Consider the following 13,504-nt stretch of genomic DNA (forward strand, 5'->3'; position numbering starts at 1 on the left):
TTTCGGCTGTGCGACGCGGTTCCCTCGGCCGTGACCGGGCGAGCTTCGGGTCGGTCGTAATTCGCGGGAGATCGCGGCCCCTCGCAGTGAGGTCCGGCGGCGGGCCCGCCGGCTCTCGCGCGGGAATCGGGGCGTGCGGGCGAGCCGCCGTGCGCTGGCCGAGGTCGCCGGCGAGGCTTCGCGCGTGATTTGGCGAATGCCGGCGAAGTAGCTTGCTGAGGTCGGTGCTGGCCTCTCTCCACGCGCGCACGCCCGCGGCTCGCCGAGCTTCGCTCGGATGTACATTGAGACATGTCATGATGAACATGTCCATCGGGACAGCAATAACGGCCGGCTGCAGCGAGACGTACGAGGTGCGGGGGCGTCAGGTGGTCGTGGAGGCCGACGCGGGGCTGACGATGTGCGCCGGCACGCTCGAGCACATGGACCGCTTCGTCGAGCGGTTCGCGGCGGAGATCGGGCTGCCGCTGGCGGACGGGCCGTGGATCGAGTTTCGCTGGTTGACGCCGGAGCGGTTCGCGGCGCGCAACCCGTGCGGCGGGATGCCGGCGTGCGCCTTGATTCGTACCGTCTATGCCAGCGAGATCCCCCACGAGCACGAGCTCGTGCACTCGGCCGCCAGCGACCTCGGGCTGGCGCATCCGTTCTTCGTCGAGGGGCTGGCGATGGCGTTCGAGGGCGGGGCGCGCGACGCCGAGCCGACCGACGACGAGCCGGACGAGGACGGCGAGGCGGCGGCGCGACCGCGGGTGATGGAGGCGCTGCGCGCCCGCTACGCGTGGCTGCCGGGCGAGTACTACATGCTCGCCGGGGCGTTCACTCGCTACCTGATCGACCGCTTCGGTCTGCGGCTGCACCTCGAGTTCTACCGCCGGACCTGGTACGCCGACCGCTACCGCGGGCTGGCGCGCGAGTTTTTGGCGGTGTTCGGGGCGACGCTCGAGGACGTGGTGCTCGATTTCGAGGCCGAGCGAACCGACTGTCACTACGCCGGCTGGCGCTTCAAGCTGCTCGAGTGCGAGGCGCCGGAGCTCGCGTGGGACGACCAGCGGCTGGCCCGCAACCTCACGCTCGACTGCGACGACGCGGCCGCGGTCGGGGCGGCGGGCGTGGACGTGCGCACGAGCCACAGCTTCACCGTGGCGAGGCCGGGGCGCTTCCGCGTCGAGCTGCGCGAGCGCGACGGCGTACGGGCGACCCTCGGCAGCTGCGGCGGGTGCGAGCGGCCGGTGCTGGCGCGGCTGCGGGCGGCCGACGGTCCGCAGGAGCTCGAGCTACCGGCCGGCCGCTACTTCCTGCGCGCCGAGGCGGCGGCGAGCGACCCGGTGACGTTCGGCGTGGTGATGGAGCGGATCGACGAATGAGGCGCGGGACGGGAAGCTGTCCTTTGGACAATTTATTGCGAGCATGTCGGAAGCCGTCGGGGCGGGGGAGCGTCGTGCGGGCGATGGCTTCGGAGGATGCTGATGGAGGGGGAGCGACGAATGACGCGTCGTGGTCGGGGGGCGACGGAGCGTCATGCGGGCGGTTGCTTCGGAGGACGCTGATGGAGGGGAGCGACGAATGACGCGCGGTGGACGGGGGCGGCGGAGCGTGATGCGGGCGGTGTGTTCGGGGGATGCTGATGGAGGGGGAGCGACGAATGACGCGCCGTGGTCGGCCGGGGCGACGACATCGGGGCCCGCGTGTCGAGGAGCGGAGCGACGGATGACGGGCCGGATCGTCGGGTTCGTGCTGCTGGCGGCGGGCTGTGAGCTGGCCTCGGAGCAATGTTCTTTGGAACAGGTGTGTGCCGAGCCGGGGCAGCGCTTCGGGGTCGGCGGCGGGCCCGGGAGCGCGCTCGTGCGCGACCTGGACGGCGACGGCCGGGCCGAATGGGTCACGGTCAGCCCGGGGCTCGGGACGCTGACGGTGGCGTGGGGCTGGACCGGGGCGGCGGAGACCTGGTCGATCGGTCAGGCGCCGGCGGGGCTGGCGAGCGGCGACGTCGACGGTGACGGGAGGCTCGACGTGGCCGTGCCGCTCGCGGGCGAGGGCGCGGTGGCGCTGCTGCGCGGGACGGGGCGCGGGCAGCTCGGCCCCGTCGAGCGCGTGCCGGTGGGTCCGCGACCGGGCGCGATCGCGGCGGCCGACCTCGACGGCGACGGCGCGGCGGAGCTCGTCGTCTCCGACCTGGATCGCGGCGACCTGCGGATCGTGCGGGGCGGGGTGGTGGTAGGCGAGCCGGTCGCGGCCGGGGCAGGGCCGACGGCGCTGGCGACGGGCGACTTTTCGGGCGACGGGGCGGTCGACGTCGCGGTGACGCTGGCGGTCGACGGCATCATTAAATTGTTCGTCGGGACGGGGGATGGTGGGCTTCGGGCCGGGGCGACGCTCTACGCGGGGGCGGGCCCGCAGCGGGCGCTGGCGGCCGACTTCGACGACGACGGCGCGCTCGACCTGGCGGTGATCGACGGGCTGCTCGACGAGGCGGCGGTGGTCCTCGGCGACGGGGCGGGCGGGGCGCGCGAGACCCGGCGCTGGGCGGTCGCGGCGGGGCCGCAGGAGATGGCGCTGAGGACAGGTCCGGATGGACATGAGCTTTTGGTCATGTCACAGCTGCAGCGGGCGCTGACGCGGGTGCCGCTGGCCCGGCCGGAGCGGCGGACGGCCACGACGGCGAGCGGCTGGCAGGGGCTGGCGGTCGGCGACGTCGACGGCGACGGGAGCGACGAGGTGGTGGTCGGCGACGCGGGCCTCGGCGCGCTGCCGCTGGTCGACGGGCAGGGCTTCGGGTTCTCGCCGTGGTACGCGGCCGACGGGGCGGGGCTGGCGGGGCCGCTGGCGGCGCGGGACGTCGACCGCGACGGGTGGATCGATCTGGTCGTCAGCGACCGCGAGCGCGGCGAGATCGCGCTGCTGCGCGGGCAGGAGGGCGGGTTCGCGGCGCCGGTGCGCTCGCCGGGGCCGACCGACGCGACCGCCCTGGTGCTGGCCGACCTCGACGGCGACGGGGCCGACGACGTGGTGACGTGGCGGCACGCGGGGTACGCCGCGGCGGCGCGTGCGGGCTCCCTGTGGAGCGCGCGCGGCGTCGGCGAGCGGTTCGCGTCGCCGGTCGAGTTCGAGTTCGCCGGCGATCCGCGCCGCGTGGTCGCGTTCGACGGCGACGGCGACGGTCGCAGCGAGCTGCTGGCGCTGCAGGCCCCGGTCGCGCCGGGCGAGTCGGGCGAGTCGGCGGAGGGGGGCGCGGGGCTGTTGACGCTGGAGCTGGCGGACGACGCGTTCGCGCTGATCGACCGCGCGATGGCGACGGAATTCGCGGTCGGCGACGACGTGCTGGTCGGCGACTTCTCCGCCGAGTACGCCGGTGACGAGTTGATCCGCGTCGGGCTCGCGGACGGGGCGGCGGCGATCGTGGTCGAGAGCCGCAGCGCGGGGCGGCGGTGGAGCGGCGGGGCGCTGCCGGCCGGGCGGGTGCTCGGGCTGGCGCGCGCCGACCTCGACGGCGACGGGATCGCCGACCTGCTGGTGTGCGGCGACGACGGGCTGCTGCTGGCGGCGGGGCGCGAGTGGAACGCGTTCGCGCCGGCGACTCGGGTGTCGCGGTCGCGCTGCGACGGGGTGGTGGTGGCCGAGCTCGACGGCGACGGCCGCCCGGACGCGATCACGCTGGGCGAGCGGTTCGGCGAGCCGGTCGCCGAGGTGCAGCTCGGGCACGCGCTGGGGTGGTTGCCGCAGCTCGTGCCGGGCGGGATGACGACGGCGAGCAATCGCCCGCGCGCGCTGGCGGTCGCCGACTTCGACGGCGACGGGCTGCCCGACCTGGCGGCCAGCGGGGTCGACGGCCTGCAGGTGCTGCGCGGCGGACCGCAGGCGGTGCTGCGGCCGGCGCCGGCGCTGGCCCAGCGCGCGGCGCGGGCCGGCGGGCTCGCGCTCGGCGACGTCGACGGCGACGGGCGCGACGAGGTGGCGGCGTTCGGGCTCGGCGGCGACGTCGGGCTCGGCGAGTTCGACGGGACAGGTGCTCTCGGACATGTTCGATACGACATGTTTTTTAAAACATATGACGACGGGCAGGGCGCGCGGCGGCAGCTGTTGCTCGACATCGACGGCGACGGGGCCGACGAGCTGCTGACCGCGCGGACGTGGCAGGAGGGGTTCGTCAGCGACCTGCTGCGGGTCCGCGGCGGCCGCTGGGAGCGCGCGGCGGAGGTGCCGCACGCGATCGCGTCGTACGGGCCGGTGCGCGCCGGGGACCTCGACGGCGACGGCGACGACGAGGTGGTGTACGTGCACACGACGGGGATGCTGGTGACGCACGCGGGCGGGCCCGGCGGGCTCGGTCCGCCGCAGATCGGGCCGTTCGTCGGCGACGGCGCGCTCGGGGTCGATCTCGGCGACGTCGACGGCGACGGGCGGCTCGACGCGGTGCTGTCGACGTGGGACCAGGGCGTGGCGGTGTTCCGGGGCGACGGGCGCGGCGGGTTCGTGGCGGCGCCGCAGACGTGGCCGATGGGCTGGACCACCGGGGCGATCGCCGTCGCCGACCTCGACGACGACGGTCCTGCCGACCTGCTCGCGGTCGCGGGCTTCGCCGGCGGGGCGTCGCTGCGGGTGTGCCACGGCGGCGCGGACGGGCCGCGCGGCGATTGCCGCGACCTCGTGCTCGGACCGGAGGAGGGGCAGATCGCCGGGTTCGCGGCGGCGGACGTCGACGGCGACGGGGTGACCGACCTGCTGGCGGTGCTGGTCGAGGGCGAGGCGCGCTCGCTGGTGTTCGGCCGCGGCGGCGAGGGCGGGCTGGCGATGCACGTCAAGCCGCTGCCCGCCGGCTGGCTCGACGCGGACGCGCGCGGGGTGGTCCGCCGGGCGCGGCTCGACGAGGAGGGGCCGGAGTGGGTCTACGTCGACGGCCGCGAGGTGACGCGCCTCGGGGTGCGGGCGCGCTGATCGGGGCGTAGCGTGACTGCTGCCGGCAGATGGTTCGTCGAGCGTGGCTCGACGACGAGGAGCCTGAGTGGGTCTACGTCGACGGCCGCGAGGTGACGCGCCTCGGGTGCGGGCGCGCTGATCGGCCGTGGACGAGCGCTCGCCCGTGCAGGCGGAAATGGTATGACTCCAGGGGACATGTCCTCGAGAGCATGCGACATCGAGCATGCTCTGATGGTCATGTCTCGACGGGCATGTCTCAACAGCTCTGCGAGAAGATGTGGGCGCGGTCGAGGCGGCCGGCGTAGAAGTCGAGGTCGGGCAGGAAGATGTAGAGGCAGCCGGAGTCGCCCCAGTCGAGGCCGTTGCCGGCGCTGTCGATCTGCAGCAGCAGGCGCCAGCCGCGGGCGGGGGCCGGGGGGTCGGGCAGGGCGGGGTCCTGGACCCAGTCGGGCCAGCCGAGCAGGCGGTGCGTGGGCGGGCGCCGCAGGGCGCCGCGAGCCCGACACCACGCCTCGTAGGTGACCTCGTCGTCGTCCTCGGGGAAGTCGAGGCCGGCGAGCGCGGGGTCGTCGGTGTCGGGCAGGGTCTGCTCGCGCTCGAGGGTCAGCGGGCGCGCGCGGTGGGTGAACTTCGGGCCAGGTTCGCGGCGCAGCGGCTCGTCGACGCCGACGACGCGGAGGGCGACCGCGCGGGCGTCGTCCGTGTCGGCCTCGGCGTCGTGAAGGACGTGGAGCAGGCCCTGACGCGGCAGCGTCAGCCCGGGCACGAGGGCGTGGGCCCGCGCGAGGTCGAGCTGCAGCACGAGCTGGCGGCGGCGGTAGATCGGGTCGGCCAGCGAGCGCGGGACGTCGGCCAGGCCGCCGAGCTTGTCGGCGCCGGGCGGAGTGTCGTCGACCGGCGGCGGCAGGCCCGGCGCGTGGCGCATGCGCAGGGCGGGCGAGATCTGCCGGCCCAGGCCGGGGGCGATCGGGGCGAGCTCGGGGATGGCGAGGAGTTCGTCGATGTCCTTCGGCCCGTCGCTCATGCGGCGCGTGACGATACGCCGAACGCGGTGGCGTCACAACAATGGCCGATCAGACAGGGTCTTCGCGCCAGGTCGCGTCGGGGTGCTCGTCGAGGCGGGGCGGGGGGCGGTAGCGGTCGATGGGGGTGCGCGAGTAATGGATCGGGTTCTTGAGGCAGGGGGTGCGGCCGTCGTCCATGGTGGTGAACAGGTTGCGGTGCGCGACCTGCGGGTCGGCGGCGACCTCCGCGAGGTCGCGGATCGGGCCGTGCGGGAACTGCGGGGCGGCGGCGGCGAAGACCCGAAGCCAATGGTCGCGTGTCTCTTGGGACAGGCGAGCCTGCAGCCGCGCGACCAGCTCGGCCCGGTGGGCCACGCGCGCGGGGTTGGTGACGAAGCGGGGGTCGAGGGCCCACGCCGGTTCGCCGAGGGCGGCGCACAGGCTGGCGAACTGGAGGTCGCTGCCGACGGCCAGCATGAGCGGGCGGTCGGCGGTGGCGAAGCTCTGATAGGGCACGATGGTCGGGTGGGCGTCGCCGAGGGGGCGCGGGACCTCGCCGGTGCACAGGAAGTTCATGGCGACGTTGGCGAGGCCGGCGACCTGGGTGTCGAGGAGGGCGAGGTCGATGTGCTGGCCGAGGCCGCTGCGGCTGCGCTCGTGCAAGGCGGCGAGGACGGCGACGACGGCGTAGAGCCCGGTGCCGAGGTCGGACACGGCGACGCCGACCTTGGTCGGGTGGTCGCGGTCGGGCCCGGTGATGCTCATCAGCCCGCTCATGCCCTGGATGAGGGCGTCGTAGCCGGCGCGGCCCGCCTCGGGGCCGGTCTGGCCGAAGCCGGTGATGCTGCAATAGACGAGCCGGGGGAACCGCGGCGCGAGGCTCGGGTAGTCGAGGCCGTGGCGGGCCAGGTCGCCGACCTTGAAGTTCTCGAGCAGCACGTCGGCGCCGGCGAGCAGGCTGAACAGGGCGTCGCGGTCGGCGGGGCGCTTGAAGTCGAGCACGCGCGAGCGCTTGTTGCGATTGCAGGCCAAATAGTAGGCGGCGCTGCCCTCAAAGTCGGGGGGGCCCCAGCGACGCGTGTCGTCCCCGAGAGGATGTTCGATCTTGATCACATCTGCCCCGAGATCACCGAGCAGCTGGGCGGCGCTGGGCCCGGCGAGGATCCGGGACAGGTCGAGCACGCGCAGGCCGGCGAGCGGTGGGGCGGCGTTTTCCATGGGTCGGAGGATACTATCGGCGACCCGCCGAGGAGGCGAACAGGCATGACGGCAGTCGAGCTGCGCGGTGATTGGAACTTCGGGACAGGTCGCGCGGAGGTGCGGCGATGACCCGGATCGTGCGGGCGCTCCACCGGGCGGTGCGGCTGGCGGGGCCGCGGGCGCCGCTCGACACGCTGCACGCGCGGGTGTTCTACCCGGGGCGACTGACGGGCACGGCGACGGAGCGCGACCTCGGGGCGGTCGAGGCCGACGCCGACGCGGGGCCGTTCCCGGTCGTGCTCTTCCTGCCGGGGGTCAACGTCGGGCCGGAGAGCTACCGCTGGCTGGCGCAGGCGCTGGCGGACCGCGGCTACGTGTTCGTGACGTTCTCGTACGTCGGCGAGACGCGGCCGAGCGAGCCGGGGGCGATCGGGCTGACGCCGGGGCTCGACGGCTCGCGCCTGCGCCCCGACAGCTTCGGCCACGCGCCGACGTCGACGACGATCGGCCCGCTGCTCGACGAGCTGGCCAGGCTGCAGTGCGAGGGCATCCTCGCCGGCTTGCTCGATCTCGAGCACGTCGTCCTCGGCGGCCACTCCGCAGGCGGCTGCGCCGCCCTGCAGAACGCGGCGTTGCGCTATTTCAGCAACATCGCGGCGGCGTTCGCCTATGCGGGGCACGCGGCGGCCCTCACGGCGCTGGGCTGGCCGGAGCAGTCGCTGCTGCCGCTGCCCGGCGAGGTGCCGCTGCTGCTGCTCGGGGGCGAGCGCGACGGGGTGATCGCGGCGAGCAGCCACCGCTACGGGTCGTCGAGCGCCGACGCGTTCGCGCTGATCCGGCGCACGTTCACCGAGGCGCTGCCGGGCGGGCGTGGGGACGCCCACATGTTCCTGCTCGCGGGGGCCAATCACTTCGCGTTCTGCCACCCGGACGACCCGACCACCGGGCGCTCGTTCCTCGACCACCGCGCGACGGCCCCGGGCGAGGCGCTGCGGAACTTCTTCGTCGAGGTCATCTCGACGTTCCTCGACGCATATGTCCGTGAGGACAGCGAGGTGGTCGAGCAGCTCGACCAATTGTCGGGGCACCCGCTGGTGCTGCAGGCGGGGCGGCGATAGGTGCCGCGTCGCGCGTCGGTGACATGACGCCCGGTCGCGGCACGCGTCGCACGTGAGGCTTGACGCGGCGGCCTGGCCGGCGGACGATTCGCGGTCTGGCGGGCCGCCCGCCCCGGTTTGCGGGCCGCGGTGCGCTCGTGCTAGGGTCCGCGCACCATGGCACGTACAACGTTTTATCCGCTGCTGTCGCTGGTGGTCGCGGCGTCGCTGAGCGGCGCCTGCTCGTCCGAGCTCGACGGCAAGCCCAAGGCGCAGGTCGACGACGTCAAGAAGGTCGAGGCGAAGACGGACACCAAGACCGACGCGCCGGCCGCGGCGACGCGCACGCTCAAGCTCGACAAGACCGGCAGCTCGATCGGCTTCGTCGGGGCCAAGCTCACAGGCGACCACAAGGGCGGCTTCGAGGAATTCGAGGGCGAGGCGACGCTGGCCGGCGACCAGGTCACGGCGCTGCGCGTCACCGTGCAGACACCCTCGGTGACCTCGGACGCGCCGGACCTCACCGGCCACCTCAAGAGCAAGGACTTCTTCGAGGTCGAGACCTACCCGACGGCGGTGTTCACCGCGTCCGAGTTCGTGCCGAAGGCCGGCGAGAACGGCGTGACGCACGAGCTGGGCGGCGAGCTCGAGCTGCACGGGGTGAAGAAGGCGATCCGCTTCCCGGCCAAGATCACGGTCGACGCCGGAGGCGCGCAGGGCCAGGCCGAGTTCACGATCAACCGCAAGGACTTCAAGATCGAGTACCCCGGCAAGCCGGACGACCTGATCAAGGACGAGGTCCTCCTCAAGCTCGACCTCAAGTTCAAGGCCGGCTGATCCGGTCGACGACAGGTCCGCCCGGGGCCGGGCGGACCTGCGCGCCGCTCACGCCTCACTCGAACTCGGTGTGCTCGACGATCCAGCGGTGGATGCCCGGCACGATCCAGAAGCTGTAGATGCCGAGCGTGATGATGAGCAGGAAGAACCACTTGATCCACAGGCCGATCAGCGCGAGGCCGCTGCCGGTGAAGCGAAGCCTCCGCCCGCCGATCATGGTGTGGTGACAGCGCCAGCGCTGGATCATGCACAGCGCCCACGGATAGGCGATGCCGAGAGTGACGAACGTCAAGAGAAAGGCGAGGATGGCGACGCCGAGATAGTCGGCGGCGCCGCCGTCGAAGCGGAACGCCGGCGCGGCGCCAGGTGAAACGGTGGCCGTCGATGGGTAGGGAGCGGGTGCGTTCATGGAGCGGGCGATGCTATCGCGGCTCCCTCGGGGCTGCGGAGCCAGGACGTCTGTGAGATGAACGTCGTCCCGAGTCGGGTGTATGTTGCAAAGGCGTGATTCAGGACATGTCTCGAGGGTCCTGTCGGCCTATTGGACATTGTTCCGCTGGCGCGCGACGGCGATCGGGATCGGCCTGTATCTCGTGGCCGCGGCCGGGATCATCCTCGCGGGGGTCGCGTCGCGGCAGGCCAGGAGATAGCCGAACGGGCAGGTCCTGAAGGACATGCCCTTTGGGGCATGTCCTTCAGGACGAGGCTTCACTCGTGGTCGCGGCCTCGGTCTCGGTCTTGGCGGGCTCGGTGATGGTGAGGTCGAGCGCGAGCTGCCAGTGGCCGTCGTCGTCGCGCCGCCACAGGCGCAGGTAGCCGCCGTGCTCGGCCGCCGCGCCGGGTTTAATAGAGCGGGTGGCCTCGCCCCAGACGTAGCCGAGGTCGCCGGCGGCCGAGACGCCGTCGCCGCGGGGAGTGAAGGTGAGCACGTCGGCGCGGTTCAGCAGGGTGGTCTGGAACGCGCTCGGGCCGGTGATCGGGAAGCTGCCCGGCGGGTAGTAGCGGAGGTCGGGCGCGGCGGCGGCCACGAGCGCGTGGAGGCCCTTGCTGGTGATGTCGGCGATCAGCGCGGCCTCGGCGGCGCGCAGGCTCTTGAGCTCGGCGGCGGGGTCGGCCGAGTCGGCGGAGACGCGCGCGGGCGCGTGGGTGAAGCGGTCGGGCAGGTGGAGCGGGGGCGGGTGCGGGCTGCCGCCGTCGACGACGAGGCGCCAGCGCTCGCCCTCCTTGCGCCAGACGCTGACGTAGTGGCCGTACTTGACCTCGCCGCTGTCGCGCCGGTGGGCTTGATAGGGGCCGGTGGTGTAGCCGAGGTCACCGGAGGCGGCGATCTCGGCGAACGCGGGCTCCCAGGTCAGGCTGACGCCGGAGGGGCCGGCGAGCGCCTGCGCGGCCGGCTGCGGCGCGGGGCGCAGGAGCACGGCGTCGGCGGCGAGGTTGCGGGTGAAGCCGCCGACCACGCCGAGCTCGGCGACGTCGCGGCCGAAGTTGCGCTCGGCGCCGACGAGCGGCATCACGTGGGCCTCGGGCAACTTCTCGGCGCAGGCCGCGAGCGCGACGGGCAGGGCGAGGGCGAGGACGCGGCGCACGACGAACTCATAGCACGTAGACCGCCCCGGCGGGACCGGCGTTGCTGGCCTCCACCCCACAGGAGTTCCGCATGCGCTTCGTCGTCCTCGCCTCGTTGATGCTCTGTTCCACCACCGCCTTCGCCGCGCCCGCCGTCAAGGCCAACGCCGACGCCGACGAGGCGGCGTTCAAGGGCACCAAGGGCGCCACCAAGGTGTTCGACTTCGAGAACGACAACGTCTCCGGCGACGCGCTCAAGCCCGACCACGAGGGCGTGCAGAGCCGGACTCAGCGCAAGTGGGAGAGCATGATCAAGGTGCGCATGCACTTCATCCCGCAGATGCTGCAGATGGCGCACGACGTGTGAGCGGCCGCCGGGGCCCGCCTGGTCAATTGGCCAGGCGAGCCTTGTTGCGCGCCTCGGCGGCGCGGGCGGCGATCAGCTGGCGGTCGTCGGCCATCGGCGCGAGGCTCAGGTAGTGGTTGAGGTCCAGGGCGGCGGCGCGGTAGGCTCGGCGCTGCAGCTGGCACAGGCCGCGGTCGCGGTACTCCTCGGCGGCGCCGGGGCTGAGCAGGAGGATCCGGTCGCTCGCCGCGAGCGCGCGCTCGAGGTCGCCGCGGCTGAGGTGCACGCTCTTGAGGTTGTTCAACATGCGCACCAGCAGCTGGCGACCGCCGACCGGGCGCAGCTGGTTGCGGTCGAACTCGATCCGGCCCTGGGTCTTCTGCCGCAGCATCACCCGACACTCGTACTCGGTGAGCAGGCGGCCGCCGTGGAACGGGTCGATGAACAGCTGCGGCAGGTCGAGGTCGACGGCGAGGAAGTGGGCCGGGAAGCCGACCCCGGCGACCCGCAGGCCGACCCGCCGCGCCAGCTCGATCAGCAGCAGCGCCAGCGAGATCGGCAGGCCGCAGCGGCGGTCGAGGACCTGGTGGAAGTAGCTGTTGCGCGGGTCGTAGTAGTCGGACTCGTTGCCGTGGAAGCCGAGCTCGCGGAACACGTAGGCGAGCAGCTGATCGAGGCGCTCGCGCGCGCTGTGGTCGGGCTGGATCCGCTGGCGCAAGGTCGAGGCGAGGCCGTCGAGGCGGGCCAGGTAGTCCTCGACGTCGACCGGCCCGTCCTCCTCTGCGCCGATCCACAGCGCGGTCTCCCCGAGGTCGAGCGCGTGATCGGGGGCGGCCGCGAGGCGGGTGAATTGCTGGCGGGCGTGCTGTTGGCGGACGTCCATCCCGAGCCGTTCGGATCACGATAACTCACAAGTCCCGGCGGCGGCCGCGACAGGCGGTGTGAGAGTGGCCGCGCGGACACTCGAACGGGTGTCCGGACACGCCGGCGCGGCGGGCGATCGGGGCCCGCGCCGGCCCGCCCGTGGGGTATACCGCTCGCGGACGGTCATGCGGTTCCACGAGACGATCCACGGGGTCTACTTCGACGACCTCGACGCCTTCCACATCCTCCACAACGCCCGCTACCTGCTCCTCTTCGAGCACGCGATCGGCTCGTTCTGGCGCCACCTCGGCTGGGCCGGGGTCCTCGACTTCAACACGAACCCCGACCAGTACCACCTCGTGCGGGCGAACTCCCTCGACTACCAGCGCCCGGTGATCGGCACCGGCCAGGTGCGTGTGCGCGTGTGGGTCGAGCGGCTCGGACGCACCAGCCTGACCTTCGGGATGCGGGTGATGCCGCTCGACGAGGACGTCGACCACGCGACCGGCCGCCGCACGGTGGTCCGCGTCGACCCCGAGACCAAGCGACCGTGCGCGTGGACCCCGAGCTTCCGCGCCGAGATCGCGCCGTTCTGCGCGCACGTCGACGCCGAGGCTGGCAAATGAGACATGTGCTGAAGAGCATGTCTTGGTGGACATGTGCGATCGGGCTGGTCGCGGCGCTGGGCTGCACGCCGCGTGACTTCGCCCGGCGCGAGCCGCTGTGGCCCGGCGAGGCGCCGGGGGCCCGCGGGACGGCGAAGGCCGACCGGCCGGAGCTGTTCTACTACTTGCCGCCGGCCGGGAAGGCCAACGGGGCGGCGGCGATCGTGGCGCCGGGCGGGAGCTACGCGCACACCGGCGGGCTGCGGCCGGAGGCGTTCCCGACGGCGCGCTGGCTGGCGGAGCAGGGGTTCGTGGCGGTGGTGCTGCGCTACCGGGTCAGCGGCGACGGCTACGCGCACCGCGACTTTTTGGCCGACGGTCGGCGGGCGGTCCAGCGGGTCCGCGCGCAGGCGGCCGAGCTGGGGGTCGACCCGCAGAAGGTCGGCTTCATCGGCTACTCCGCCGGCGGCCACCTGGCCGGCTTCGTCGCCACGGCGTGCGGCGAGCAGGGCGACGCGGCGGCCGCGGACCCGCTCGAGCAGGTCAGCTGCCGGCCGGACTTCATCGTCATGGTCTACCCCGTGGTCACGCTCGACGACCGCTGGGCCCACCAGCGCAGCAAGCGGAGCCTGCTCGGCGAGGAGGCCGCGACGCCGCAGCTCGAGAAGGAGCTGTCGCTCGAGCAGCGGGTCACGGCGAGCGCGCCGCCGGCGATGCTGGTGCACTCGCGCAAGGACGCGAAGGTCGTGTTCCACAACAGCGAGCTGTACGACGAAGCCGCCCGCGCCCGCGGGGCCCCGTCGCGGCTGCAGCTGTACGACGACGGCCGCCACGGGGTCGGCCTGGCCCAGCGGCCAGGGATGCCGCAGATGGCGAGCTGGCCGGCGACGATGCTGGCGTGGCTGCGCGAGCTCGGGGTGGTCGCGAAGTAAGCTGGTCCGCGCGGGACTGTGCTCGGCCGCCCGCGCTCGCCGGCCCGACGTGCCACATGTCCTGAGGGACATCTCACTTCGCCGGCACGCCGTGCTGCCGCGACTGCGAGCCCGATATCACCTGCCCCGAAGGACAGCT

Annotated in this window: 12 protein-coding genes; 7 read left to right on the plus strand and 5 right to left on the minus strand. The window is 73.3% G+C overall.

Annotation, left to right across the window (positions count from 1 at the left end; translation table 11 throughout):
* The first annotated feature begins 305 nt into the window (after positions 1-305).
* Complete coding sequence (locus tag K7C98_RS18055; RefSeq protein ID WP_224192929.1) at positions 306-1,364, plus strand: hypothetical protein; 1,059 nt, start codon at positions 306-308, stop codon at positions 1,362-1,364.
* A gap of 343 nt (positions 1,365-1,707) precedes the next feature.
* The gene (locus tag K7C98_RS18060; RefSeq protein WP_224192930.1) at positions 1,708-4,932 is read left to right on the plus strand and encodes an FG-GAP repeat domain-containing protein; all 3,225 of its coding nucleotides are present in this window, start codon (positions 1,708-1,710) and stop codon (positions 4,930-4,932) included.
* Between the two features lie 238 nt (positions 4,933-5,170).
* On the opposite strand, the gene K7C98_RS18065 is transcribed toward K7C98_RS18060, so the two are convergent.
* Together K7C98_RS18065 and K7C98_RS18070 are read right to left on the minus strand one after the other, a co-directional pair.
* Positions 5,171-5,938 carry a DUF1963 domain-containing protein gene (locus K7C98_RS18065; protein WP_224192931.1) on the minus strand — a complete coding sequence of 256 codons (768 nt, stop codon included), beginning with the start codon at positions 5,936-5,938 and terminating at the stop codon, positions 5,171-5,173.
* A gap of 49 nt (positions 5,939-5,987) precedes the next feature.
* The gene (locus K7C98_RS18070; RefSeq protein WP_224192932.1) at positions 5,988-7,136 is read right to left on the minus strand and encodes a CaiB/BaiF CoA transferase family protein; all 1,149 of its coding nucleotides are present in this window, start codon (positions 7,134-7,136) and stop codon (positions 5,988-5,990) included.
* Between the two features lie 107 nt (positions 7,137-7,243).
* On the opposite strand from K7C98_RS18070, the gene K7C98_RS18075 reads away from it, so the two are divergent.
* Together K7C98_RS18075 and K7C98_RS18080 are read left to right on the plus strand one after the other, a co-directional pair.
* On the plus strand, positions 7,244-8,236 hold the full coding sequence (locus K7C98_RS18075; RefSeq protein WP_224192933.1) for an alpha/beta hydrolase family protein: 993 nt from the start codon (positions 7,244-7,246) through the stop codon (positions 8,234-8,236).
* A gap of 156 nt (positions 8,237-8,392) precedes the next feature.
* Positions 8,393-9,052 (plus strand): YceI family protein, encoded by a 660-nt coding sequence (locus K7C98_RS18080; protein ID WP_224192934.1) that lies wholly within the window; start codon positions 8,393-8,395, stop codon positions 9,050-9,052.
* Between the two features lie 55 nt (positions 9,053-9,107).
* Here K7C98_RS18080 and K7C98_RS18085 read toward each other — a convergent pair whose 3' ends face one another.
* Positions 9,108-9,461, minus strand: a complete 354-nt coding sequence (locus tag K7C98_RS18085) for a DUF898 domain-containing protein (RefSeq protein ID WP_224192935.1) — start codon at positions 9,459-9,461, stop codon at positions 9,108-9,110.
* A gap of 286 nt (positions 9,462-9,747) precedes the next feature.
* Positions 9,748-10,638 (minus strand): DUF4440 domain-containing protein, encoded by an 891-nt coding sequence (locus K7C98_RS18090; protein ID WP_224192936.1) that lies wholly within the window; start codon positions 10,636-10,638, stop codon positions 9,748-9,750.
* Between the two features lie 71 nt (positions 10,639-10,709).
* Here K7C98_RS18090 and K7C98_RS18095 point away from each other — a divergent pair, with 71 nt between their 5' ends.
* Positions 10,710-10,985, plus strand: coding sequence for a hypothetical protein (locus K7C98_RS18095; RefSeq protein ID WP_224192937.1), 276 nt, complete (start codon positions 10,710-10,712; stop codon positions 10,983-10,985).
* 22 nt (positions 10,986-11,007) lie between these two features.
* On the opposite strand, the gene K7C98_RS18100 is transcribed toward K7C98_RS18095, so the two are convergent.
* Positions 11,008-11,847 (minus strand): SirB1 family protein, encoded by an 840-nt coding sequence (locus K7C98_RS18100; RefSeq protein ID WP_224192938.1) that lies wholly within the window; start codon positions 11,845-11,847, stop codon positions 11,008-11,010.
* A gap of 166 nt (positions 11,848-12,013) precedes the next feature.
* Here K7C98_RS18100 and K7C98_RS18105 point away from each other — a divergent pair, with 166 nt between their 5' ends.
* Both K7C98_RS18105 and K7C98_RS18110 read left to right on the plus strand, forming a co-directional pair.
* Positions 12,014-12,454 (plus strand): acyl-CoA thioesterase, encoded by a 441-nt coding sequence (locus tag K7C98_RS18105; protein WP_224192939.1) that lies wholly within the window; start codon positions 12,014-12,016, stop codon positions 12,452-12,454.
* Positions 12,455-12,471: 17 nt separating this feature from the next.
* Complete coding sequence (locus tag K7C98_RS18110; protein WP_224192940.1) at positions 12,472-13,365, plus strand: alpha/beta hydrolase; 894 nt, start codon at positions 12,472-12,474, stop codon at positions 13,363-13,365.
* The last annotated feature ends 139 nt before the right edge of the window (positions 13,366-13,504 follow it).

The sequence above is a fragment of the Nannocystis pusilla genome, assembly GCF_020073745.1.
Lineage (GTDB): Bacteria > Myxococcota_A > Polyangia > Nannocystales > Nannocystaceae > Nannocystis > Nannocystis radixulma.

What these genes read in the sequence shown, in the direction of transcription:
- K7C98_RS18055 (WP_224192929.1), top strand. Translation starts at nt 306, where the DNA reads ATGTCCATCGGGACAGCAATAACGGCCGGCTGCAGCGAGACGTACGAG.
- K7C98_RS18060 (WP_224192930.1), top strand. Translation starts at nt 1,708, where the DNA reads ATGACGGGCCGGATCGTCGGGTTCGTGCTGCTGGCGGCGGGCTGTGAG.
- K7C98_RS18065 (WP_224192931.1), bottom strand. Translation starts at nt 5,938, where the DNA reads ATGAGCGACGGGCCGAAGGACATCGACGAACTCCTCGCCATCCCCGAG.
- K7C98_RS18070 (WP_224192932.1), bottom strand. Translation starts at nt 7,136, where the DNA reads ATGGAAAACGCCGCCCCACCGCTCGCCGGCCTGCGCGTGCTCGACCTG.
- K7C98_RS18075 (WP_224192933.1), top strand. Translation starts at nt 7,244, where the DNA reads ATGACCCGGATCGTGCGGGCGCTCCACCGGGCGGTGCGGCTGGCGGGG.
- K7C98_RS18080 (WP_224192934.1), top strand. Translation starts at nt 8,393, where the DNA reads ATGGCACGTACAACGTTTTATCCGCTGCTGTCGCTGGTGGTCGCGGCG.
- K7C98_RS18085 (WP_224192935.1), bottom strand. Translation starts at nt 9,461, where the DNA reads ATGAACGCACCCGCTCCCTACCCATCGACGGCCACCGTTTCACCTGGC.
- K7C98_RS18095 (WP_224192937.1), top strand. Translation starts at nt 10,710, where the DNA reads ATGCGCTTCGTCGTCCTCGCCTCGTTGATGCTCTGTTCCACCACCGCC.
- K7C98_RS18100 (WP_224192938.1), bottom strand. Translation starts at nt 11,847, where the DNA reads ATGGACGTCCGCCAACAGCACGCCCGCCAGCAATTCACCCGCCTCGCG.
- K7C98_RS18105 (WP_224192939.1), top strand. Translation starts at nt 12,014, where the DNA reads ATGCGGTTCCACGAGACGATCCACGGGGTCTACTTCGACGACCTCGAC.
- K7C98_RS18110 (WP_224192940.1), top strand. Translation starts at nt 12,472, where the DNA reads ATGTCTTGGTGGACATGTGCGATCGGGCTGGTCGCGGCGCTGGGCTGC.